The sequence below is a fragment of the Runella zeae DSM 19591 genome (genome assembly GCF_000423565.1).
Taxonomy (GTDB): domain Bacteria; phylum Bacteroidota; class Bacteroidia; order Cytophagales; family Spirosomataceae; genus Runella; species Runella zeae.
Genome location: NZ_AUIF01000003.1, coordinates 178,554 through 202,821 on the forward strand (window position 1 = coordinate 178,554; position 24,268 = coordinate 202,821).

General features: G+C 41.8%; 17 protein-coding genes. 6 read left to right on the forward strand and 11 right to left on the reverse strand.

Going from position 1 to position 24,268, the window contains the following annotated elements; all coding sequences use genetic code 11:
- Positions 1 to 51: 51 nt before the first annotated feature.
- The 6 genes from G563_RS33395 (at position 52) to meaB (ending at position 7,124) form a co-directional block, all read left to right on the forward strand.
- The gene (locus G563_RS33395; RefSeq protein ID WP_051210673.1) at positions 52 to 1,059 is read left to right on the forward strand and encodes a toxin-antitoxin system YwqK family antitoxin; all 1,008 of its coding nucleotides are present in this window, start codon (positions 52 to 54) and stop codon (positions 1,057 to 1,059) included.
- A 144-nt stretch (positions 1,060 to 1,203) separates the two neighbouring features.
- Positions 1,204 to 3,504 carry a TonB-dependent receptor gene (locus G563_RS0100860; RefSeq protein ID WP_028663623.1) on the forward strand — a complete coding sequence of 767 codons (2,301 nt, stop codon included), beginning with the start codon at positions 1,204 to 1,206 and terminating at the stop codon, positions 3,502 to 3,504.
- A 26-nt stretch (positions 3,505 to 3,530) separates the two neighbouring features.
- Positions 3,531 to 4,094, forward strand: coding sequence for a hypothetical protein (locus G563_RS0100865; protein ID WP_028663624.1), 564 nt, complete (start codon positions 3,531 to 3,533; stop codon positions 4,092 to 4,094).
- Positions 4,095 to 4,262: 168 nt separating this feature from the next.
- Positions 4,263 to 5,306 (forward strand): tRNA preQ1(34) S-adenosylmethionine ribosyltransferase-isomerase QueA, encoded by a 1,044-nt coding sequence (gene queA / locus G563_RS0100870; protein WP_028663625.1) that lies wholly within the window; start codon positions 4,263 to 4,265, stop codon positions 5,304 to 5,306.
- A 72-nt stretch (positions 5,307 to 5,378) separates the two neighbouring features.
- Complete coding sequence (locus G563_RS0100875; protein WP_028663626.1) at positions 5,379 to 6,068, forward strand: 2-C-methyl-D-erythritol 4-phosphate cytidylyltransferase; 690 nt, start codon at positions 5,379 to 5,381, stop codon at positions 6,066 to 6,068.
- Between the two features lie 57 nt (positions 6,069 to 6,125).
- Positions 6,126 to 7,124 carry a methylmalonyl Co-A mutase-associated GTPase MeaB gene (gene meaB / locus G563_RS0100880; protein WP_028663627.1) on the forward strand — a complete coding sequence of 333 codons (999 nt, stop codon included), beginning with the start codon at positions 6,126 to 6,128 and terminating at the stop codon, positions 7,122 to 7,124.
- Here the strand turns inward: meaB and G563_RS0100885 are convergent.
- From G563_RS0100885 to G563_RS0100935, 11 genes are all read right to left on the reverse strand, one after another.
- Positions 7,117 to 8,007 carry a hypothetical protein gene (locus tag G563_RS0100885; RefSeq protein WP_028663628.1) on the reverse strand — a complete coding sequence of 297 codons (891 nt, stop codon included), beginning with the start codon at positions 8,005 to 8,007 and terminating at the stop codon, positions 7,117 to 7,119. The genes meaB and G563_RS0100885 overlap by 8 nt on opposite strands.
- An 83-nt stretch (positions 8,008 to 8,090) precedes the next feature.
- Positions 8,091 to 11,246 carry an Ig-like domain-containing protein gene (locus G563_RS36630; RefSeq protein ID WP_051210674.1) on the reverse strand — a complete coding sequence of 1,052 codons (3,156 nt, stop codon included), beginning with the start codon at positions 11,244 to 11,246 and terminating at the stop codon, positions 8,091 to 8,093.
- 292 nt (positions 11,247 to 11,538) lie between these two features.
- Positions 11,539 to 12,291: a monofunctional biosynthetic peptidoglycan transglycosylase gene (gene mtgA, locus G563_RS0100895; protein ID WP_028663629.1), complete on the reverse strand. Its 753-nt coding sequence runs from the start codon at positions 12,289 to 12,291 to the stop codon at positions 11,539 to 11,541.
- 66 nt (positions 12,292 to 12,357) lie between these two features.
- Positions 12,358 to 13,512 (reverse strand): radical SAM family heme chaperone HemW, encoded by a 1,155-nt coding sequence (hemW, locus tag G563_RS0100900; protein WP_028663630.1) that lies wholly within the window; start codon positions 13,510 to 13,512, stop codon positions 12,358 to 12,360.
- A gap of 28 nt (positions 13,513 to 13,540) precedes the next feature.
- Positions 13,541 to 16,750, reverse strand: a complete 3,210-nt coding sequence (locus tag G563_RS36635) for an OmpA family protein (RefSeq protein WP_084650719.1) — start codon at positions 16,748 to 16,750, stop codon at positions 13,541 to 13,543.
- Positions 16,751 to 16,756: 6 nt separating this feature from the next.
- The gene (locus G563_RS38600; protein WP_051210675.1) at positions 16,757 to 18,910 is read right to left on the reverse strand and encodes a DUF5723 family protein; all 2,154 of its coding nucleotides are present in this window, start codon (positions 18,908 to 18,910) and stop codon (positions 16,757 to 16,759) included.
- A gap of 537 nt (positions 18,911 to 19,447) precedes the next feature.
- On the reverse strand, positions 19,448 to 20,770 hold the full coding sequence (locus G563_RS33415) for a hypothetical protein (protein WP_051210676.1): 1,323 nt from the start codon (positions 20,768 to 20,770) through the stop codon (positions 19,448 to 19,450).
- 306 nt (positions 20,771 to 21,076) lie between these two features.
- Positions 21,077 to 21,256, reverse strand: coding sequence for a type II toxin-antitoxin system antitoxin (locus G563_RS0100920; RefSeq protein ID WP_028663632.1), 180 nt, complete (start codon positions 21,254 to 21,256; stop codon positions 21,077 to 21,079).
- 98 nt (positions 21,257 to 21,354) lie between these two features.
- Positions 21,355 to 22,206, reverse strand: a complete 852-nt coding sequence (locus G563_RS0100925) for an SPFH domain-containing protein (RefSeq protein ID WP_028663633.1) — start codon at positions 22,204 to 22,206, stop codon at positions 21,355 to 21,357.
- A gap of 112 nt (positions 22,207 to 22,318) precedes the next feature.
- Positions 22,319 to 22,909 (reverse strand): HNH endonuclease family protein, encoded by a 591-nt coding sequence (locus tag G563_RS0100930; protein ID WP_028663634.1) that lies wholly within the window; start codon positions 22,907 to 22,909, stop codon positions 22,319 to 22,321.
- Positions 22,896 to 24,233: an AAA family ATPase gene (locus G563_RS0100935; protein ID WP_028663635.1), complete on the reverse strand. Its 1,338-nt coding sequence runs from the start codon at positions 24,231 to 24,233 to the stop codon at positions 22,896 to 22,898. The genes G563_RS0100930 and G563_RS0100935 overlap by 14 nt, the downstream gene beginning before the upstream one ends.
- Positions 24,234 to 24,268 lie beyond the last annotated feature (35 nt).

Here is a 24,268-nt window from a genome sequence, read left to right on the forward strand (position 1 = left end):
GGTACTGTGGTTGCTTGACACTTCACGGAGGTTTCGATTATTTACCAAAAAATGGAAAAAGGAAAAGCGATAAAGATGCTAAAGCTATTTTCAATTGTATCAGTGGCACTTTTTAGTCTGGCAGTAGTGCAAGCACAAACGGTGCCCGACAAGTCAGAAAAAAAATCTAAAAAATTTCGGGACAAAAAAGCAGAAGCAGATAGTTTGCTCCAAAAAATTGGCGTGTCAACTCCTAGCTTGGGAGTAGGTGCCCCTGTGGCTGGGAAGTCTATCAAGCCTTCAGATGGGGTTGGTTTTTTTAATGAGACATTGCCCGACTTGGGCCTTAAAATCAAAGAATATCGTAAACAAGAAAAAGCGCGTCGTCAAAAAAAGAAAAAGTATCATACCGAATATGAAGGTTTAGCGATTGTGAAGCAGGTTGTGAGTATGGGGAGCGGTGATCGGATTACTCAGATAGAGTTTCATGTATTGAAAGAAAATCGCTTTCCAAAAATATATGATGGTTTGGAAATCAACTGGTACGATCCCCGTAATCGTATGGTGAGTAAATCGTTAATAAAAGACAAAGACAACGCACTTTTGCTGCATGGGCCTTATAAACGTTATGTAGCAGGCAATTTGGTAGAAGAAGGGAATTATTATATAGGAGCCAAAGACGGACGCTGGGAAGCCTATGACGCAGACTATAAGCTTCTTGACAAAACGAAATGGTATCGCGGGTTTCCGGCCGAATCTATTATATCATATTATGATTCTGCCCATACCAAGATTCGAGAGGTGATTCCGATACAATATGGTAAACGCAAAGGAGATTATTTGATGTACTATGACGCGGGGCAGCTCATGGTCAAAGGGCAATATGATAATGACGCGCCAGTGGGTACTTGGAATGAATATTATCAGTATCGTCGTCAACGCAAAAAAATCACTCGCTACCCTCGGTATTGGTATGAAGACGGAGAAGGGGTAGTGTTGAGCGAGTGGGACGATAAAGGGAAGCTTATTTATGAGCGCCCTAAAGACGGAACCCCAGACGCGGAAGAAAACGGTAATTAAGCAAAAATTGCTTCTTATAATACTTTTAGTAATCTATATCCCATTAGAAATTAATGACATTTCCAGTGGGATTTTTTTATTTAAGAATTTATTTTTGCAACATAGTTGCAGTTGAGCTACCTTTGTCAGAAAAACTAGCAGAGTTTGAATCGTTTGTTTTACATATGGGCAGTGTGGTTGGGATTGTTTACGGTTGATGTGCTTTTAGCGCAGTCTCCTCAAGCATGTGATTGTTTGATTAAAGGAACCGTCAAGGATCGAGAAACGGGGCAGGCGATTGTGGGGGCAATACTCATCGTAGAAGGAACTAATCGAAATGGCATAACGGATGCAGAGGGGCGCTACAAGATAGATAAGCTTTGTCAGGGGAACTATACTATAGAATGTAAAATCATAGGCTACAAAACCGTCAAAGCGAGCGTTTCGCTAGTCCATAGTGCCGAAGAGGATATCAATCTTACCGAAGAAGAAGTTCATCTTCAAGATGTCGAAATTACGGCGCATCGGGTTCAATCTTCTCTTTCTCAAAAAACAATTTCTTTAGAAGGGAAAGCTTTAGAACAAAATCAAGGCCAAACGCTAGGTGATGCGCTCAAAGTACTCAATGGGGTGACTTTGTTACAAACAGGAGCTTCTATCGCTAAGCCCGTAATACATGGTTTGCATAGCAATCGTATTCTTATTATGAACAATGGCATTCGTCAAGAAGGCCAGCAATGGGGCTCTGAACATGCGCCCGAGATAGATCCTTTTGTGGCAAAAAGAGTGACAGTAGTTCAAGGGGCGTCGGGAGTAAGATATGGCTCAGATGCGATTGGAGGAGTGATTTTGGTAGAGCCTGATGAGCTTCCCAAGCATTCGAAAATAAGCGGAGAAGCCAATATGGCTGCTTTTTCAAACGGGAGAATGGGCGTAATATCAGGCACATTGCAAGGAGGAATCGCGAATTGGAAAGGATGGGCGTGGAGAATACAAGGTACGCTCAAAAATGGCGGGAATATTCGTACCCCTGATTATTTTTTGGCAAATACTGGTGTGAAAGAACACAATTTTTCTTTGACAGCAGGCTACCGAAACGCCAAAGTGGGAGCTGAGATTTTTTATAGTCAGTTTCATACCAATATTGGCATATTTTCGGGTTCGCATATAGGTAGCACTTCAGATTTGCTGAATGTTATTAAAAATGGCGAACCTTTCATTAAGGCTGACTTTGAAAGAGAAATAGAGCGCCCTAATCAGCTGATTAATCATGATTTGTTGAAAGGCAAAGCTTTTTATAATATAGGTGCCAATCGCCTGACTTGGACTTTTGGACGGCAGTTTAATCGACGTGCGGAGTATGACTTGCACGGGCCTCAAGCGGCTACCAAACCTGCATTGTTGTTTCGACTTACTACTTACACAAGTGATTTGATTTTCGAACACGCTCCTATCAAAGGCGCTATTAATGGCCAAATAGGACTCAGTGGATTGTATCAGTATAATTTTACAGATGGGCGTCCGCTCATTCCTGATTTTGATCAAACAAACATCGGTATGTTTTTGATTGAGAGGTGGGTACGTAATCAATGGGAGTTGGAGGCTGGACTTAGATATGATTGGCGGAAGCTAGACATTTTTAAGTTTGTGGGTAGTGCCCTTTCGCCTCGCCAACATCAGTTTAGTAGCTGGTCTGGTACACTTGGTAGTGTTTGGAATGCCACGGAGGCTTTATCGATGAGGGTCAATTTGGGAAGTGCTTGGCGCCCACCTAGCCCCAACGAATTGTATAGCAAGGGGGTTCACCACGGTGCTGCTGCTTACGAAGAAGGAAATGATCAAATGCAACCCGAAACGGCGTATAATCTCATCGGAAGTATTGATTATAATCGAAAGCAATGGCAAGTAGAAGTGGGAGTGTATCATAACCTCATTCAAAATTATATTTATCTAAAGCCCCAAGCCGAGCCTATTTTGACGGTAAGAGGTGCTTTTCCGTATTTCAAGTATGTTCAAACAAACGCTTCTTTCACCGGAGTAGATGTAGATACGCGTTGGGAAATCATTCCTAAAAAACTTACCCATACCGCCAAAATTTCCTATTTGAAGGCTTATGACCTTCAAGAAAAAGGATATTTGGTACTTATCCCAGCCAATAGAATTGAAAATACCCTAAAGTATAATTGGACTCAAGTAGGCAAATGGGAAAATCTCTATCTATCGCTTACGCATCTATGGGCGGCCCAACAAAAACGGGTGCCTCCCAACAGCGATTTTGTAGATCCACCAGCGGCTTATCATTTGTGGAGTGTGTTGATTGGCGGGGATTGGAATAAAAGCATAGGATGGAGTCTAACAGCACAAAACCTATTGGACGCCGCCTACCGAGACTATCTAAACCGGTTTAGGTACTACTCGCTAGAGCAAGGGCGCAATATATCTTTGAGAATAAAGTGGAATTTCTAACATAAAAATAAATAAACGCACGCATTATGAACAGATTACATTTTTCTTGGGCTCTAGCGTTGGTATTGACGCTTGCATTAGTGACAAGTTGTAAAAAAGAAGAACCGGCACCAGAAGACGAAAATGAGCTTATCACGACAGTAAGGCTGAAGTTTACCGAAAACGGAACCACCACTACTCAAACTTTCGATTGGAAAGATTTGGACGGAGAAGGGGGGAGTGCCCCTACAATAGCCTCGGTGGGTTTAAAAACAAATCGTAATTATAAGTTAGAAGTCGAATTTTTGAACGAAAGTGTCACTCCAGTAGATAATATCACAGAGGAAATAAAAGAAGAAGCAGACGAACACCTTGTGGTGGTTATACCACAGCCAGCTGGTCTATTGACTTACACCTATGATGATAAAGATAGCCGTAACTATCCCATAGGGCTTACTGGAAAAATCGTGACTACTTCGGCAGCTACTGGTACGATACAAGTACAGCTTCGTCATCAACCGCCAGTGGGAGGAGTGCCTGTTAAGAATGGTACAGCTACGCCGGGCAGCGATGATGCCAATGTTACGTTCAATGTAGTAGTGGCACCATAATTTTTAACTTAAAACAATCAAAATCAATCAATCAACTAATAGAAAGTGCCATTTGGTAACAAAAGAACCGTTTAATCAAAAAAAAAAGCAAAGGTTACTAATAATAAGGAGTTTATTAGTACTTTTGCGGTCTTAATTTTTTGAGGTGTCTTTGAGCCAAAAAGATATATGAAACTTTCCGAGTTTAAGTTTGACCTTCCCCAGAGCCTTGTTGCGCTCTATCCTGCCGAGCGAGGCGAATCGCGTCTAATGGTAGTAAATCGTCAAACCAAAAAGATAGAACACAAAAAATTTTCCGAAATCATTGACTATTTCGGAGAAGGCGACACGATGGTTGTCAATGATACCAAGGTTTTTCCAGCGCGCCTTTATGGGCAAAAAGAAAAAACGGGTGCTAAAATCGAAGTATTCCTTTTGCGTGAGCTCAACCGTGAAATGCGTCTTTGGGACGTGTTGGTTGACCCTGCCCGCAAAATCCGAGTAGGCAACAAGCTCTATTTTGGAGATAGCGACTTAGTGGCAGAGGTAATCGACAATACCACCTCTCGTGGTCGTACGATTCGCTTTCTTTATGACGGAAATCATGAGGAATTGATGAAAGCGATTGATGAACTAGGCGAGACGCCTCTTCCCCGTGATATCAAACGTAAAGTAGAAGATGCTGACCGTGAGCGTTATCAGACGATTTTTGCGCAGCATGTAGGAGCGGTAGCTGCTCCTACGGCAGGGATGCACTTTACGAAAGTGATTCAGCGACGTATGGAAATCAAAGGCGTTAATTTTACGCCTATTACGTTGCATGTGGGGGTCGGTACGTTTCGTCAAGTAGATGTAGAAGATTTGACTAAGCACAAGACTGATTCTGAAAACTACTTGATTACGGAATCGTCGGCCAATGTGATAAACGAAGCTTTGGACAAAGGTAAGAAGGTATGTGCCATTGGGACTACTTCGCTTAAAGCCCTTGAGTCATCAGTTTCGGCCAATAATCGCGTTAAGCCTTTTGAAGGTTGGACAGATAAGTTTATTTTTCCTCCCTATGATTTCAAAATATCAAATTCGCTTTTGACAAACTTCCATTTGCCAGAGTCTATTTTGTTGATGATGACTTGCGCTTTTGGCGGCCATGAGCTTATCATGGAAGCATATGAAGTAGCGATGAAAGAAAAATATAAGTTTTTTAGCTACGGCGACGCAATGCTTATTATTTAAGTTTTTAGTCGTTGGTCAATAAGTCCTTTAGTTAAGTATTTTGACGAACGACTGTTAACCAACGACTTTTTTATGACCAAATTTGCCATTATTGTAGCAGGCGGAAGTGGCACCCGAATGGGTAGCAAAATCCCCAAGCAGTTTATGCTCATAGGCGGCAAGCCTATTTTGATGCATACTATCGAAAAATTTCTTTCCTACGATTTTTCACTTCAAGTGATTTTGGTGCTACCTGCCAATGCCATGAAAATGTGGTATGCGCTTTGTGATAAATACCAATTTTATCCTCCAATTATAACCGTCACTGGCGGAAATACCCGTTTTCAATCTGTCAAAAATGGCTTGAAAAGAATCACCGCCAAAGAAGGAGTAGTAGCAGTACACGATGGCGTACGACCCTTTGTGACTTCCGAAATTATCCATAAGAGTTTTGAAACTGCTCAGTTGCATGGTGCCGCAGTGACCTGTGTTCCTCTCAAAGATTCAGTAAGAATAACAAACGAAGACGGCTCTAATCAAGCCGTAAATCGCAGTGATTATCGACTAGTTCAGACTCCCCAGACATTCAGGCTTGATTGGATGAGAACGGCCTTTGAAAAAGAAGAACAATCTACTTTTACGGATTGCGCTAGTGTGTTGGATTTTGCAGGTTATCCTATTACTCTTGTAGAAGGTGACTACGAAAACATCAAAATCACCACTTCTGATGACATGCTCTGGGCAGAAAGTATTCTACTGAAGCAAGCTTCTACCGAAGATTAGTCTAGAAGCTTTTTTAGCTACTATCTTTGTAATTTTTCAAACAAACATTTCCTACTTTTGGTCAGAAATCGTCTTTCTATCGAAGCCTATGTAGAAGGAGTATTGACGGGAAACCGCCTTGTACTAAGTCGTGCGATTACTTTGGTAGAAAGTCAACTTTCTTCTGATAAAGAGCTTGCACAGGTTGTACTAGAGCAAATATTACCTCATAGTGGGCGGTCGGTTCGGGTGGGTATTACGGGAGTGCCGGGGGTAGGAAAAAGCACTTTTATTGAAACCTTTGGTAAACACCTTACACAACACGGCAAAAAGCTAGCTGTTTTAGCCATAGACCCTACAAGCCAACTCACAAAGGGGAGCATTATGGGGGATAAAACTCGTATGGAAGAGTTAGCGCATGACCCTATGGCATACATTCGTCCTTCGCCGTCTGGTGGGTCATTGGGGGGAGTGGCTAATAAAACAAGAGAGACCATATTGTTGTGTGAAGCAGCGGGTTTTGACGTAGTTTTGGTAGAGACTGTTGGGGTAGGTCAATCCGAAACATTGGTCAAAGGAATGGTAGACTTTTTTTTACTTCTCATGTTGGCGGGAGCAGGAGATGAACTACAAGGTATCAAAAAAGGCATCATGGAAATGGCCGATGCAATTGTGATTACAAAAGCTGACGGTGAAAACAAAGCGGCTGCTCAGAGAGCAGTGCTAGAATACCAAAATGCGTTTCACTTATTGATGCCTAATGCCAATGGATGGTCTCCTAAAGTATTGACTTCTTCCGCCTTAGAAAAACGAGGCATTGCGGAGGTTTGGGCGATGGTAGAGCAATATATGCAGCTCACTATGGCTAATGGATTTTATACCAGACATCGTCAAGAGCAAAATTTGGAATGGTTACACGCACTTATTCGGCAGTCTCTCGAAGAGCAATTTTATCAAAATAACGATATTATAAATAGCCTACCTCAAATGGAAGAGTATATTAAAAATGGCAAATGGCTGCCTATGAAAGCAGCCACTTATCTTTTGGGTATTTTTAATAAAAACAAGGTTATTTGATGATTCGGGCAGTGATGGGAATACATATTGCTGGCGGACAGTTTTGAGGACTCACTACCAACACTGTAGCTTCTCCTTGCCCTGTCCCCGCTCCACAGTCACCATTTACACTTAGTATTTGATAAGTAGTATCAGCATTGGGCGAAACCAAAACGTTTTTGCTAGGTTCTTGAGCCGTCAAGCTTACTTGAATTCCGCCCGATAAAGTCACTTGGGCAGGCAAAACATTATTTTGTGATGTAACGGTGAGTGTTGCCGTATTTCCAGCGTTGATAGTACCACCTCCTGATAATGCAACCGTTGGATTGGCGGGGCATTGATTGGTGATAGAAGTCAAATTCCCTTGGGTTACTTCTTGTGTAAGGGAGATTCCTTCTGGATCAGAAGGATTTTCAAAAGAGCGTGTTACGATGGTAGCTGGATTGCTAGCGCTCAATGTAAGATTGTAGCATTTGCTAGTATTACCTGCGGTACTAAAGGCAATGCACGCTACGGTCTGCCAAGCTGTACTAACTGGCACGCCAGCTCCTCCTACATCTGTATTTACCACGTTGATGCTAAGGGCGCTTGTAGGGTCGCCGTCGGTCCGGGTCATAGTCATAGTGGCATAGGAGCCTCCACTGAATATCCCTCTACGTCTGATGGTAGGCGCGCTAAGTTGGTTGTTGGGGTACAATATTAAAAAATTGGCATTACCCATTACAAAAGCACTATCAGCAGAGGTAGCGCGGATTTCTACACAGACAACTACAGAGTCTTTGGCGCAATTATAGGCGTCATGTACAAGTCTTACTTCATACCTTCCTGTGGAAGTTTGGGCTTGCAGTAGTGTCGAAAAAAACAGACTGACTGCGAAAAAAGAAAAAGTGAAAAATTTTTTCATATTTAATGAGTTAAAAATATGGTTCAATTTTTGCGGACTCTGTATTTGTCCTTTAGGTATATTCAAGCAATAAATGTGCCAGTTTAAAATGTAATTCCTGAGAATTTGCCGTTGTTGAGCCGCCATAAGCTATCATCAATAGCATTGATATCGCCATTGAGATTATAATCGGTTGATATATAGCGAGAAAACTTTCCATTGTCGATTCGCCATAATGACGAATCATTGGCGTTGATTTCTGAAAAACTATTTTTGCGGGAATCTCCTGCATATAAACAATATACCGCTCCAATCTTTTTTTGTCCCGATGCGGGTGTATTGATTGGTATATAAGATTGCTGTTGTGTAAAGTCATAAGTGATTTTATTATTGACAATAGAAACAGGTATATGGGAAACAGCTCCTATATGATTTCGGTGCTCAATCACTACATAATAGGAATCAGAAGGGTTGAGAAGGGGGCACGCTGATACAAGCGTAACCTCCCCGGTATTGCGCAGTAAGGCCGCTGTTTGATAAACCGTAGTGTTGGTATCAGCTACATTCGTTCGCAACGATAACAGTACCCAATCCACCACATTGTTGTCATATTGGATAATCGACTCATTGCCCATATAATACCACGGCGCTACTTTGTAAGGTTGACCGGCGGGAGTAGGTACTCCTAATGCAGTATCGGTAGGGGTTTGGCCAGGAAGCAAGCCTTTTTGATTCAAAAAGGTGGGTAATTGAGTTCCATTCCAGAGACCTTCCAAGTATACTTTTACTTCAAAGCATGTCGCCACTGGAGGGGCTGAGGTGACGTTGACCTGAATGCTTGCTCTGGAGCTTTCGCAATTATTAACAGTTTGTGAGACATAATAGAGCGTGCTTCCGATTGTGGCGGTAGAGGGAGTAGGTGCTGAAAGCAATGCAGTCCCTCCAGAAGATGTAGTATACCACTTAAGGTTTTGACCAGTAGCGGTTAAAGGAACTGAAGTTTGTCCCTGAGTATAATTGACAGGACTAACGACCGACGGTGCAGCAGGCGTTTGCAAAACTACTACATCAATTTTGGTGCGGCTGCTTTCGCAGCTATTGACAGTCTGTGATACCCAAAAGCTAACAGTCCCTACGGTAGTCGTGACTGGGGTAGGAGCGGTGGTGTTTCCAGAGCCTCCTGAGGCGTTGGAGTACCACTTGAGGTTAGTACCTGAGGCTGATAAGGGTACGGGAGTTTGATTTTGGCAGTAAGTCACCGTAGCCACGGCGGTGGGAGCCGCTGGGATGGCATTGATAGTAAAACTAGAGCTTTCACTTCCAATTACATTAGGAGATACAGCATTTACTCTGACTTTATAGCCACTACCTGTAGGAGTAGAAAGGGGAATCGTGGCGGTCAAAGGGCTACTATTTCCTGAAGTCGGAATATCAACAAAATTGTTACCGTTAAGATCAGAAAGCTGAACCATATAGGGTGTCGAAGGCGAACTTGCAGTAAAACCCACACTTATGGTTTGGCCTGCGCATAGAGTGCTTGGTGTTACAGAGGTGGTAGTGATGGTAGGAGTCACAGCGCCTGTTACGGCCAAATTATAATCATGCACCTCCCCAAAGTCAAGGGGGCCGCACGGAGGAATTGCAGCACTACTTGGGCCAAAATTGAAAGAAGACCGTACACGCATTCTTACCGTTCCTGAAGACACTCCCACTGGAATGCTGAACGATCCAGAAGCCGTAGGGTTCATCCGAGGCATTTGGGATATGCTATCGCTTTTGAAAACACGTTCTTCTAGCTCAAATATGCCATCTCTGTCCCAATCTAACCATATCGACAAGTGTTGGTCATAATAAAGTCCGCTACCATTGTAAGTGGCTCTTGCTACAAAACTATAGGTGTTGCCAGCTATTACATTGTAGCTAGTGTTGGTAAAATCGCCATAATTATTTGGAGAGCAGTTGCTATCTCCTTGATTAATAATAAAAGTAGAACCTTGTTTTAACTCAAAATCATCAATCACAACCGGGACGGTATTGCAGGAGGTATTGTAGGTAGCTTGGCAGTAATTGAGGGCTGTTGAGATTACAAAAACAGGGCTGTACTGATCGGTAGAATTCGAGGCTTTGACCCGATAAAAATAAGTGGTGAAAGCAGTAGTATTTTGGTCTAGAAAAGTGGTAACATTTGGGGCTAAACCGCCAATGGCTACAAAACCTTCGGTATTTGACGTAGTAGAACGCTCAATAATAAATCCTGTTTCGTTAGAAGAATTGTCGGTAAAAGACAATGATACACCCGACATCCCTAAGGTTCCTGTAAGATTACTAGGTACGTTGATGCTTGTTACGAGTGGGCCACAGTTTAAGGTATATTGATTTCCACCATAGGTACGAAGTAGTAGGCCATCATTCATGCGACTATACTGCCCAGAAGTAAAATTATTACCACATGTAATGGGATAATAAGACATAATATTGGAGAGAGAGGGATTATAAAGGTTGCCCTGAGGGTCGCGAGCGATTCCTTGAAAACTACAGCCAAACAAACTTAATGAATCTCTACCAAATGGGTCAGCAGGTGTATCACACAGCAAATCTCCCGTGGTAGAGCAGTTGGCACCTTGTAAGGGATCCCGTGTTACATATTCTCGCTCAGTAAGGTTGGTAGAGGTACTATTTTGAAAAGTATGAAGTAAGTTGAAATAATGACCCAGTTCGTGAGGGAGGGTGCGCGAATCGGTAGCATTGCTGATTCGTACAAATACTCTATTTGTCACGCTCAAGGTGCTAGGCATATAAGCATAGCCTGAAACCTCTAAAGAACCGAACAGGATACTATTAGGAAAATATACATTGATGGCATTATTGACGTCGTTGACCGCACAAAGGCTAGTCTCATTGTTTGTGTTAAACTCAAAGAAAGTGTCGCTATTTATATAATTGACTGAGCCACAGAAATAAAATTGAATTCCGGAGCCTACATTGATAAAATAAGTATTAGCTTGATTGAGGGCTTTGTTTAAATCTGCAAGGCTGAGACCTCCAGTTCCATTAGAACGGGTCAATATATGGGCTTTGATAGGGATGTACTGTATGGTATGATTGGCGGTCTGAAAATTTTTTACAAACTGTTGTTTGAGCTTGAAAAGAATTTTTTCTCTCTCTAAAATACTTTCTTGAGACTCATGTGGAACTCCACATGGTAATATTTGACTCTTGGCCTCTTGTGGAGTCAGAACCTCCAAAATGGCTATTAACATTAGCCAAAGATAGTACCTTAAATGTCTTGCCATACCCTACACTGTTACTGGATAAATGAGAATTTGTTGAACTGGGATAGATGTTTTGTCCAACGTATTTCTGTCTTCAATTTCCTCTTTGATTTACTTGATTGTCTTTTCAATATTGACACTAAGCATCAAGAAAGGTGATGTGTTATGTAGGGTATGCAGATGCTCTTCTCAACAATTGTGCCAAAAAAATCTAAGAAAAAGAAAGAATCTTATAAAATAATTATCTGTAAATGAAAGGCTGTTTTTGGTAAACAAAAGGTTATAGATGGGCGATATAATCGCGTCCAAGCATGCGCATCTGACGGGCTATTTGCTGGGTACGCTTCTGCACATAATTGGAAGGGTTTTTGGCAGAAAATCGAAGCGGGCTAGGCAATACCGCTGCAATCCGAGCGGCTTCGGAGCGAGTGAGGGCAGAGGCAGATTTATTAAAAAAACGTTGGGCTGCCGCTTCATACCCAAACGTCATTTTGCCGGTTTCGGCTACATTGAGATAAACTTCTAAGATGCGTTTTTTACCCCAAATGACCTCAATCAATACTGTAAAATAAGCTTCTAGTCCTTTCCGAATATAGCTACGTCCTTGCCACAAAAACACATTTTTGGCGACTTGTTGGGAGATTGTACTCGCTCCCCTGATTTTTTTCCCTTTGAGGTTGTATCTAAACGCATTGTTCATAGACTTAAAATCAAATCCCCAATGCTCAGGAAAAAGCTGGTCTTCGGAAGAAACAACCGACAAAGGGGCTTCTTTTGACATCTCGTCGAACGAAGTCCAATCAGAATGAATTTTACTATCACGGCCATCGGCGATTGCTTCTATTTTGCGCGCTATCATAAGCGGAGTGACCCAAACAGGCACAAATTTGAGAACCGTTACCCAAATGACTGACCCAATAAAAAAGTAAAGGATACCTTTCAACACAATACGAGTTACTACTGATTTCCAACTACGAGTGGGAGTGGATTTGGGGGAAGGAGGAGGAGTAGTGCGAATTCGATTGACAGCCATATCAGAGGGTTAGAGCGAGTTTTTAGTATTTAGAAATACAAAAATCGAAAAAAAAGGGAGAATCTTTCAAACCAAAAACAAGTCGGCAGCAATACGGTCGGCAAAAAGTCTTCCTGTGCGAGTGAGAAAGAGTTTATTGTTTTCTACATAAAGCCATGCTTTTTCAACAAACGACTTAAGGTAATGTTTTTGTACTTCTAGTAAGTTTATTCCCGAAATTTCCTGAATAATCCCCAAATCACACCCCCAAATCGTGCGTAGACTTGTCAGAATATAATCATTTACTTGGTCGAAGGGGGTAAGTGTTTCTATTTCGAAATTGAGCGATTTTGCTTCTAATGATTTGAGATACTTTATGTTATTAGAGATGTTGTATTGGCGAGTGCTACCATTGAAAGAATGAGCGCTTGGCCCAATTCCTAGGTAAGGGCGGCGCTTCCAATAGCTGCTGTTGTGGATAGCGTATTGATGATTTCGAGCAAAGTTTGAAATTTCGTATTGCTCAAAATGATGATTTTCTAAATACGCTACCATCATCTCAAAATGACGCGCTGATAGTTCTTCTTCTACTGCTTTGATTTTGCCTTTTCTTAACCAATTTCCCAAGGCTGTTTGAGGTTCAATGGTCAGATTATAAGCCGAAATATGGGGTGTGCTAAGCCCTACGGCCATTTCCAAATCCTTTTCCCACAGACGAATGTCATCACTATCACTAGAAGAAGAAATACCTAACTGTTTTTGACTCATGCCATAAATCAAATCAATGGTCAGGTTGTCGAAACCACAGTCTTGTGCTAGCTTGACACTTGAATAAGATTGTGAGGCACTATGAGCACGATTCATAAATCGCAAATAAGGCTCATGAAAGGACTGTAGCCCAATACTAAGCCTATTTACGAAGGGTTTCAATGACATTAGTTTTTCATAACTCAAATCATCCGGATTGGCTTCAAGCGTAATCTCGGCATTAGTTTCTATCTGAAAATAAAGGTGAATAGTCTCAAAAATTTTCCCTAATTCTTCGGTAGTAAGCAAAGAAGGAGTACCACCACCAAAGTAAATGGTTTGGAGGGTATTGTGTGGTAAATAATCTTTTTGAAGCGCAATTTCATGACAAATAGCAGCCACCAAATCGGCTTTTAGTTTTAGATTGGTACTAAAATGAAAGTCGCAATAGTGACAAGCTTGTTTGCAAAAAGGAATATGAATGTATAAGTGCATACTGCAAAGTTACGCAAATGACCCCTCCCTAAAGTACGGTAAACTCTACACGACGATTTTTTTTCTTGTTTTCTTCGCTAGTATTAGGTGCGATAGGGTCGAGGCTCCCTCTTCCTACACTCTGCAAACGCTCTTTAGTGATTCCTTTTTGAATCAAATACGCTTCTACCGATTGGCAACGCTCCTTGGAAAGTTTTACATTCAAATCAAAATCGCCGACATTGTCGGTATGGCCTTTAATTTCGATACGAATCGAAGGATTTTGGTTCATTACTTCTGCAAGGGCGTCTAATTCGGGATAAGAATCGGTACGTAAAACGGGGCTACTTTGGTCAAAATAAATGTTTTTGAGGATAATTGCCTTTCCTTTTTCAATCTTACCAAAAGTCTTGGATTCGATGACCGTAGGACTACTAGCTACCGAAGAAGCAGGAGGAGGAGTTTGTGCAACTTTGGGTATTAAAACAAAAGTTTTCTCCAACTCTCCGTCCGAAATCCACTTCAGGGTTTCGATGCGGGTGTTGAAGTCTTCAAACCCATCTGCTTTGATTTGCAACGCGTATTGTTTGGTAGGCTGTAGTGAATATTTGAATTTACCGTTGGCCGCTGATACAGGCACCTCGGCTTTGGTTTGTAAATCTATTACTTTGAATTGTGTTTTGGCCACGGCACCTCGGTCTTTGCGAGATACCACTCCAAAATCAAAATCATAGGTAGACCTTGGCACGCGCAAGGTAAGACTTGTACGATTGATGAGTGAATCCACAAAAGCAAAAGCAATCGGATTTTGGTCAATTCCTTCGCCTGATAGTTTTAGTTCAAAGCGTTCACCTTCCGTCCCTTTCACAAAAAACGGAGTAGGTCGCTCAGTGGGTTTGCCGTTGAGGGTAGCTTTGAGGTTAAGTTCTTCGCCCGTGTAAGCATCCAATACAATAAGTTTTAGCTCCTTTTCTTTTTTCTTGATAGGTACTAGCTTAAACTGTACGATGGTTTGGTGCTGCAAATCCTTGAGGGTTTGGGTAGCCGTCTGAAAGCCTTCTGCTACGCATTCTACGGTATAATTAGCCTTGGATGGTAGTTTGGCAGTCGCCTTTCCTGTGGCATCAGCGGTAAGTTCTAATACACGTTTTCCAGAGGCATCCAAGACATAAATACGAGCAGAAGCAATGGGTTGGGCATTTTCGATGTTGTAGGCTTCGGCGGTGATAAAATACTCATCTGATACAAGACGAAGCTCTAAATCATAGATTTTGTTGCCTTCGGCGGGAAGTTCAACTTGCAAAGTTTTAGACAAGGGAAAATAGCCATTGGTTTCGCCGGTGATTTGGAAGTTGTCATTTGAAGTAAGAGAGACTTGCGCTTTTCCATTGCTGACTTGAAGGAGCGTTTCTTTGCCTGTGGCTGACTTGACACGAGCTATTCCACTCAAAGGCTGATTGGTTTGTGCATCCACCATTACGATATTGAGTACACTGGGTAAGTTTTTAGCAAGTTTTACCGTTACACGTTTATCTTGTGTCAATTTAGGAATAGCAGCGCTAAAAGGCAGAAAGCCAGCGGCTTGTACGGTAAGTCCAAATTCATCCCCTTCTTTGACTTTGATATAAAACTCATTGTTTAAAATTTCGGATTTCAAGGAAGTTGGTTTGCCTTCTTTGTCTTTCAAAATCACTTGAGGATTGGCAACAAATTCGTTGGTCTCTTTATCTACAATCCGCAATATCAGGGCGTATTCGACAATCAACTTGCTATCATCGGGTTTTTGACCTTCGGCAGATACTTTTACGGATTGAGTAGAAGGCGAATCGGCCACCAGCTCTATCTCTTCCAACGCCTTGGGTGTAGGAGTGGCAGGTGGCTGGGTAGGAGAGGAGTAAGGAGCATTGGTAGCTAGTACGGGCGTTTCTTCTTTCTTTTCAGTGGGTGGAGTATCTAGCTCTACAATCGCTACGGTAGGTCTAGAAGGATTTGCGGAGGGGCTAGAGGTTTTGTTAGTAGCAAGAGAGGGAGCATTCGCGGTCGTACTTGGCAATTTTTGAAGCAAAAAATCGCGGGAAATCACCTCGCAGTTTTTGTAAAAATCTTTGGTGATAAGGATGTTTTTGGTGAAAAATTCTGCAAGATTGACCGAAAGTTCGTATTCGCCCGTAACAGGAACAAGCGCCGTAAAACGCCCGTCGGAGGGATTGTTTTCCAATACTGCCACTGACTGCCCCGAGGCCACATCTTTGACCACGATAGTGGCCGCAATAGGAGCTTTAGTTAGCGAATCCAAAACATAGCCTTGTACAGTGGCTATCTTAAACGGACGTAGTTCATCGGGAACGGGGGTCGTAAAAATATCGCCATTGCTCACAAAATACATTAAATCGCCGCAAGGGCTTATGGCCACAAACAAGTCAGATTTTTTGGTATTGACAAATTCCAAAGGTTGTGGTTCTGACCAGTTGCCGTTGTCTTGCAATACTGATTTATAAAGGTCAAAATCTCCTTTGCCCGATTTTTTAATGGAAGAAAACACCAACGTACGGCTATCGGCCATGATGCGAGGGGCTTTTTCGCAGTCCAAATTGACCGGTGGAGGAAGCTCAAAAGGTGGTTTCCATTTGCCATTGCGACCTTTTTCGGATACCATGATACGGTAACATTGCTTGCCATCGACATTTTTTCCAACATCCTCACGGGTAAAATACAGCCGTTTGCCATCGGGTGATACACTCGGGAAGCCTTCATAGCCGTCGGTATTGATAGTGGAGCCGATATTGATAGGCTTGCTCCAGCCGTTTTTTTCGCGTATTGAGTAGTAAATATCTTCTCGACCGTATCCACTTTTACCAAAGTTGGCAAAAAAGAATAGCGTATTACCATCGTAGCTTATGCTGGGGCCGCCCATGACGGGTGTCATCATTTCGCGGGCGTATTCGTTGATAGGGGCAATATGGTTGGGTTTCATCCATTCGCCCGATGGATGAAGTTTTACCTCATATATTCCAAAAAAGTTGGCCTCATATTCATCAAGTATTTTGTCGGAACGCCCATCCGAATTGATTTGAGGGACTTTTTTGGCGGCATTCACAAACAGCCCGTATTTGTCAGACTGAAAAATGAGCGTTCGCCCGTCGGCACTGATAGAGGGAGCGTATTCGATATGTTCGGTTTCATTGATGGGGCTAGGGAGGCGTTTTCGTCCCTGACCCCACATCAAAAATGGTAATAATAGTAAAAGTAATAATCTCATGATTAATTAAGGCTTATTAATAAATCTGAGTAGTATGCCTGAGCCGTTGGTGCTGAGTTGAGGCTCAACGGTGGTTTCGTATCGCAGCGAACCCAATGTTTTTTGAATTACTGGCAACAATTCAGCCTTGAGATTTTCGGCTTTAGAACCTGCAAATACCACATTCAAGGTAGCAGAAGGATGTTCGTTAAGCCAGTTTTTGATAGCGGTCAAATCAGGTACTTCGTTGGCAGAGGTCGTCAGGAGCTGGGTCGATAAGGTTTTTAGTGCATTGTTGAGTGTAACACTAAGAGCAGGGTCGGATTTAAAAAATACCTTAGGCAAACAGCCCTCTAAGGCTTTCCATCCAGCCTCATCGGGGCATTGGTCGGCATTGTCGGCTAGGCCGTCATTGTCTTTATCAGGGCAGCCGCCATGTTCAGGAGAGCCTTTTTGGTCGGGACAGCGGTCGTCTTTGTCGGCAATACCATCGCCGTCAGAGTCGGGGCAGCCACGCAAGAGTTTAGAGCCTTTCACATCGGGGCATTCGTCTTCTTTGTCCATGAGGCCATCACCGTCGGTATCGGGACACCCACCAAACTCCGCTAGGCCAGCTTTATCGGGGCAAGCATCTTCGCTATCGGCGATACCGTCGTTGTCGGTGTCGGGGCAGCCGTTGAATTTTTGTGGGCCAGCGGCGTTGGGGCAAGCATCATTTTTATCAAAAATACCATCACCATCAGAATCGGGGCAGCCGTTGGTTTCTTTGGGGCCAGCGTGTTCGGGGCATTGGTCGTCAGCGTCTTTGATACCGTCGCCATCACGGTCGGGGCAGCCTTTGAAAGTCCAAAGTCCTGCTAAGTCGGGACATTCATCTCGTTTGTTTGAGACGGCATCTCCATCGGAATCCTTTATTTTTTTTGCCCAACCCTGAATCGAAAAGCCTGCATAGACCGTAGGCGCGGGGCTTTTGCTGCCAAAAAGAGAATTGATACTTTCGGTGCCAAAAAACAACCCTCCTAATTTAACATGAATCCCTACGGCCCATTGTTTGGTATCTCTCCAGTAGCTGACAGGCATCGAAAATTCGGCCCCGTCTTTTTCAATTCGAGGGGTAAGCGCTGCTAGTAGAAAAGGATTATAAGCGTTTGCTGTTTTTTTTGCACTATTTACCAAAGCATTAAGGTACCATCCCTTTTTGCCTAGGCGCACGTCCACATTGGCCGTAAAGATACTAGGGAGTTTACGGGAAATATTGTCACGTGCCTGGGCTGTCCCGTCTGTAAGAAGAAGTCCCCTTAGATCTTTGACTAAATTTTCTTCACCAAATTTAGTGGGTACGATATGATTAGTGAAAGTGGCGTCACGAGCTTGTAAAGCTTTGTAAGAAAGAGAACCATTGTCGAGCAATGATAACCCAACTCTCACTAAATATTTGTTTTCGGTGACATCATAAAGTTCTTTCCCGTCCATTTTATAAAGATAATTTTCGACATCAGGGATAAAATCGTAAATAACACCTACATCAAAAGCGCCTCCTCCGTTTGCTTTGGGAATTATTTGGGACCATTCAAACGACTGATTGAAACCCGATGATGCCCCACGAATATTTCCCGAAAAACCGCTGCTTCCGATATTTCCGTTGGCGTTTAGACCGTCATAAAATACCCCACCAAGAAGTTTGTAAGTAGCTCCTGCTCTGATGCGGTGATTTTTGTGGGAAAATACCGGCAGTGCATACGACAAGGCAACTTCATTGAAAGCTTCCGTTTCCCAAATGCTATTGATGGGGTTGGTACTCTCAGAAGCGCCAATTTTAAGGCTAGCAGCGCGATAGCGCGTAGTGATTCCAAAGGCGTGAGAATTAGGCAATTGAAGCATAAAGCCCGGCCCTCTTACATCCGTATAAGTGGGTGCCCAAGTTTGTTTATTGAGTTTTAGGGATGTTCCCGAAAAAAGCACATAGTTGCTTGGATAGTCTACTTCCTTCACTCCACCGCGTGTATAAATAGAGGCTAGATTGACTTGCCATCCAATCCGCGAATCGCTCAAGGAGGCAGGGTTTAAATAACTTCCTTGGAGACCGGCGTAGTTGTTGAACTGCCAAGCGCCTACTTGCGAAAAACCTAAATGTGAAGATAATAAAGCGATTCCGCCTAATAATAGATGTTTCAATTTCATACTACTAACAAAAAGGTATATTTTGACCTCAAGTTAGCAAAAATGAAATAGATGTACTTAAAAAATTATCTAGCGGTGGAGTCAAACAAACGCCTGAGGATAGAGGCGTTGTTGTTCTTTAAGGAAATGTAGGTCTGCTGTATCGTCGTCCTGCCATTGCCTAGGGTTAAGGGTTTTGCGATGGGGATTTTTAGCATTCCGAAAACTTTCGGGATTTAATCGAAGAACAAAGCGGCCGCGTGGTGGAGCCTTAAACAAATCACCAAGTCCACTAGATATGTAAAGTTCTTTTATCAAGTTGTCGTTTGTTGCGATGTAGTCCTAAAGTAGCCGCTAACGTTAGGGCTTGCCGCAGAGTTGGAATTGTTGCTGTGTCCGCCTGGCAACTGAAGTCAATTAAAAAAAACAAGTTGGAGTCAACAACTAAAACCCAAATAGAATTCGGTATAGCCCGATATTAGCTGATAGTATTACAACTTCCGATTGTTATCCCGTTCGCCAGCGTTGCCGCAAACCTTTTGTTGGCTGCTGGGCTTGTCAGTAGAGATAGTCAATTTTATGGAAAAAAGATTCAATAAATTTCCATTGTCCACCTTTGTCACCGAAGATTAAAATTTCCCCGTTTGGTCCATCATAAATGAGTCGCAATGTGATTTCTATGTTGTATTCTTTTTCTTCGTAAATAAGGTCAACAGACAAGGTGACTTCTGTGATTGCTGGCGAACAGTCTTTTATATTCGTGATAGCATAATCTTTTAGAATTTTATTTTGAAAGATTTTTCTAACTTTACCTGCTTCCTTTCCCCAATTGATTTCTCCTTTGGTAAAAAAATGTATCTGTTTTGCGATTGCTCCATAGTTTTTACTTTTCCAATTTTCTATGAATGATATAGCTTCTCTTTCTGGTGTAAACGCTTCATAATCATTTGGTAAACCTTTTGGCGGAACGTTAACCCCAATTTCAAGATTCCTTGCTGACCATTCATCTACTTTCCGGCTAACTTCCTTATTCCTTTTTTGACTCTCTGTACACTTTTCAAGCGTCGTCTTTAATTCATTTATACTTTCACCAAAACTAAGTTTTGGTTCATCTGGGGGCGGATTCTTTTTGCCGTCTTTTACAGCCTTCGCCCAATCATTTAATGCAAAAAGAGCAGCCCAGCATTTTGCAGCAACAGTTTTATTTGCATAGTTAATGTCTCTGCCATGAAGAATTCCATGTCTATAAGGCATAGTAATTTCTTCTTCTGTTGTTCGCTTTCTCGGGTAGTTGAAAATTTCTTTTAAAGTTGCTAAACCTGAACTATGGGCTGCAATAGAATCCCATGCAGTCAAGTCTGTATTCTCCGCAAAAAATCCTTTATTTCTATCAACATCATTTACGCCACCGTCTATAACTAATAATAAAACAGGAATACAAGCATAATATTTTTCTGCTATTGTGTCCTCGTAGGCTGCTTTGATTAACGAGTACCTTATAGAAAATTCCTTAGTGCCTTTAAGTTGGTATGTCAACCATTGCATTTTGTCTGAACTATAATAATTTATAAGTTCTTGTTCCGCTAATTCACTATGTCCTTTCTCTGCAAATTCAATACAAGTAAGCATTAAATCACTATTCATCGATTCAGGTGCTATCCAGCCTTTTTGGGAAAAATGGTCATTGAATTTGTCAGGGCTTTTGGAAATCAGGTCAAATTGTTTTTGAATGTCTGCAAAAGGTTCAAAAGCTTCTTTTAGGTCTTTAGAATTTGCTCCAAACAATGACAATAAACCTGTTAGCTTGCTTAGTGCATCTGCCCCATCAAGCTCTTTCTTTAATTTTTTATGTGAAGGATTATCTTCTATTCTGTCATTCATCTTTCAAAGTTTGTAGGGTGTCAAATAGCCTTGCAGCCAACGGGTAGAGTATAACCATAACCATTTCGACTATTTCCCAAATATACTCACTTCCAATAAAAAGTAACTAATATTTTTTAGTGCTTTTGTAGGATTTGTTCCCCCGAATTGGGTAATAGCCAAACAAAAAAAGAGAAACTTAATTTTCCACCAAACATGAGTCATCGGCAGAATGTGAGAATGCCGTTTTGGAAGCATAGCTTCTATCTGACACCTCTTATATGCTAGCTGTTGCGTTCTTCAATGTTCGGAAAGACTCCCAAAATTTTATTCAGGATTAGAAGAAGGCGATTGCTTAGGGGCTTTCCGCCGTTTGCGGAGCGCGTCGCTGAGGAGGTATTCTATTTGACCATTTGTACTTCTAAATTCTTCTTGAGCCCACAGTTCAAGCTCTTTCAACATCTCGGGGCTGATTCTGAGTACAAATGCTTTTTTTTCACTAGCCATCGTAAACCTTTATCAAGGGTGATTGAGAAGCAAAAATGTCAGAAAAGCTCTTTTTTTCAAAAGAAACTTTTCTGACCATCACGCTATTATACGAAAGATTAATTGTAGAGTGTGCCCGTGTTGAGTACGGGACTGACGGATTTCTCGCCACAAAGAACTACCAGCAAGTTGCTGACCATAGCGGCTTTGCGCTCTTCGTCGAGATGTACAATTTCTTTTTCGGAGAGTTTGGCCAAGGCCATTTCTACCATGCCTACGGCGCCGTCCACGATTTGTTTGCGGGCTGCTACCACAGCCGAAGCTTGCTGACGTTGAAGCATAGCCCCGGCGATTTCGGGTGAGTAGGCCAAGTGGCTAATGCGAGCTTCTAGCACGGCTACGCCCGCACGTTCGAGGCGTTCGTTGAGCTCTTGTTCGAGCATCTCATTGATTTTTCCGGAGCCATCGCGCAAAGTGATCGTAGCATCTTCGTCTTCGATAGTATCGTAGCAGTACATACCCGCTAATTTTCTTACGGCGGCTTCCGACTGTATTTCGACGAATTTTTGGTAGTCATCTACTTCAAAAACGGCTTTGGCGGTATCTTCAACGTTCCAGACCACTACGGCAGCGATTTCGATAGGGTTGCCCATTTTGTCGTTCACTTTCAATTTTTGGCCGTTGAGATTACGAGCACGGAGGCTTATTTTCCGGCGGCGATAGAGGGGATTGACCCATCGCAATCCATTTTGCTTCATGGTACCGATGTACTCTCCAAAAAAAGTAGCAACGGCGGCTTCGTTGGGGTTGATAACGGTAAGACCTGCTGTCATGATGACCCCTGCAATAAAAGTAAGGGCGGCTAATGCACCAGCATTGCTAGAGGCAAACATGCCCCCAAAAAGCCAAAGCAATATGCCTAAAACAACAAATACATAACCAGAGGCTGAGGTAAGTTCTTTTTCTTTCATGCGAGTATATTGATATTAAAATAATATCACAATGATACAAAATTTGTTTGGCTATCCTCTTGAATGATTTACGAAAGGTAGTTGGACAGTATGAATGGATGAAAGAAGTTTTTTAGGCTACACGGGCTAAAAGTTCGGATATATTGAGACCGAATTCGGCTTCTAAAGCAGTGGCAAAGCTGAGATTGTCTTTATCAAAAGTAAGTTTTTCTAGGAAGAGGGTTTCATCTCCGCATAATTCTTGGAGGGTTTTGATGCGCTGAAGATGCTTTTGGCAATCTTCATGCAATTCATAACTATCCCATTTTAGAAATTTTACTAGATTTTTAGCTTCAATATCATGGGGGTTTGTAGCCTGAAAAACGCCTATTTCACTTTGGTAAGTAATACGAGCAGATAAATCGAGAGCAGTAGGAGATAGAATAGGGAGAAAAGGTTCAATATGCTTAGGCTTTTGAGAATTAAATCTTGGTAAGACGGCGTACCAATTAAAGTAATTGTCTTGCGATGTTTCTTTTAAGCGTGGGTCAAAATGCTCAATATGTGTTTCGTCGGTTGATTTAACAAAACGTTCGGAATAAGCACAAAATCCTTGCTGTTCCTTCAGCAGTTGTTTGCGGATAGGAAGTCTATCACTGACCTTATCGTAGCTTAATTCGGACTGAGCCAGTGGAGAATCGGGGTATTTTCTAAGATAACGCATTGGAGAAATTATATTCGTTTCCGATTTTCATGAATTCATCCAGCAATTTACTTTTTTCATCAGGGTTATTGGTTAGCCGAATGAGTGTACGGAGTTCGATATAGCGTTCCCATTTTTTTACGCCTTCCTTCCCTAATAGACTACGTACGCCAAAATCTTTGGATAGAATATCGTTTGGGTCGTCGCCAATAGGTACAGTTCCTCGCCTTACTTGAACATAACCTTCGTCAACGAATTCTAAAATAAAACGCTCGTATGACTCAAATTGAGCAGCTATAATGGGGTTGTGGGTAGCAATGAAGGTTTGGGTATTTTGGATAATGCTTTGGTAAATGTCTACTAAATCATATAGAAAATCTGGGAAAAGGCTATTTTCTGGTTCGTCAATCAGTAAAATACCTCGTTGTATGTTTCGATTAAAATATAAGGAATAAATATGACCGATCTTGAATATAAAATTACGGATGCCTGTACTTAGGTCTCGGTAGTTAATGTATTTGTTGGTTCCTTTTAGTTTTATGTAAGCTTTAAGATTGTCGGTTAGTTGAATAGGATTTTGAGCACTAGAAGTGTCAAATTCTAGCCCACTTTTTGAAAGTATTGCGTCCCAAATGAAGGCAATTTCATTCAAAATATTGGGGTTTTTCTGGTCAAATTTTGCCTTTACGTTTCTTACGATTTGATTTTGATTTTCTTCTAAATTTTGAAAAGACTGAAAGTCACTCTCTCTCTTTTTGAGATAGTATATGAGAGTTCTCCAAAAATCAGAAATCGTTTCGTTTGAAACAACATGATGAGTGGGGAAATGATGAAACATTTTAAGTGCTTCATCCACATTGGTAGTAGGTACATCTGAAAGCTGTATAAACTGATTACTCTCTGTTTCAGAAGGGATATATATATGTAAATCTGGTTGATTTTGTTCGATTGTAGTTTTGTCGACTAGATAGTTATCAAAAGGATAACTGATTACATTTGACTTATAGATAAGCATTTCGGAAGCTTCGATGTGACTAACTATTTTAGTTTGCCAATCAGGAATCGTTTCTATCTCTACATTAAATACAAATCTATTTCCTTTGTATAGTACCAACCAAAGTGGTTGTGCTTCAACTGAGATTGTTTTACAAAAAAGCAATTCTTCGCTTGTAGAAGAGGGATTTAATAAGGTATCTATAATTTTTAAGAGCTTCGTCTTCCCGGTTCCGTTACTTCCTATGAAGCACACCTTCTCTAAAGGCTTACCCGTCTCTGGATGTGTCAGGTCTAGCTCAAAATCTTTGAATTGGTGAAAATCTTTGATAATGATTTTGGAGATTTTCATGTATCTACTGGGTTTTAGAGTCTTTTACCTAATTT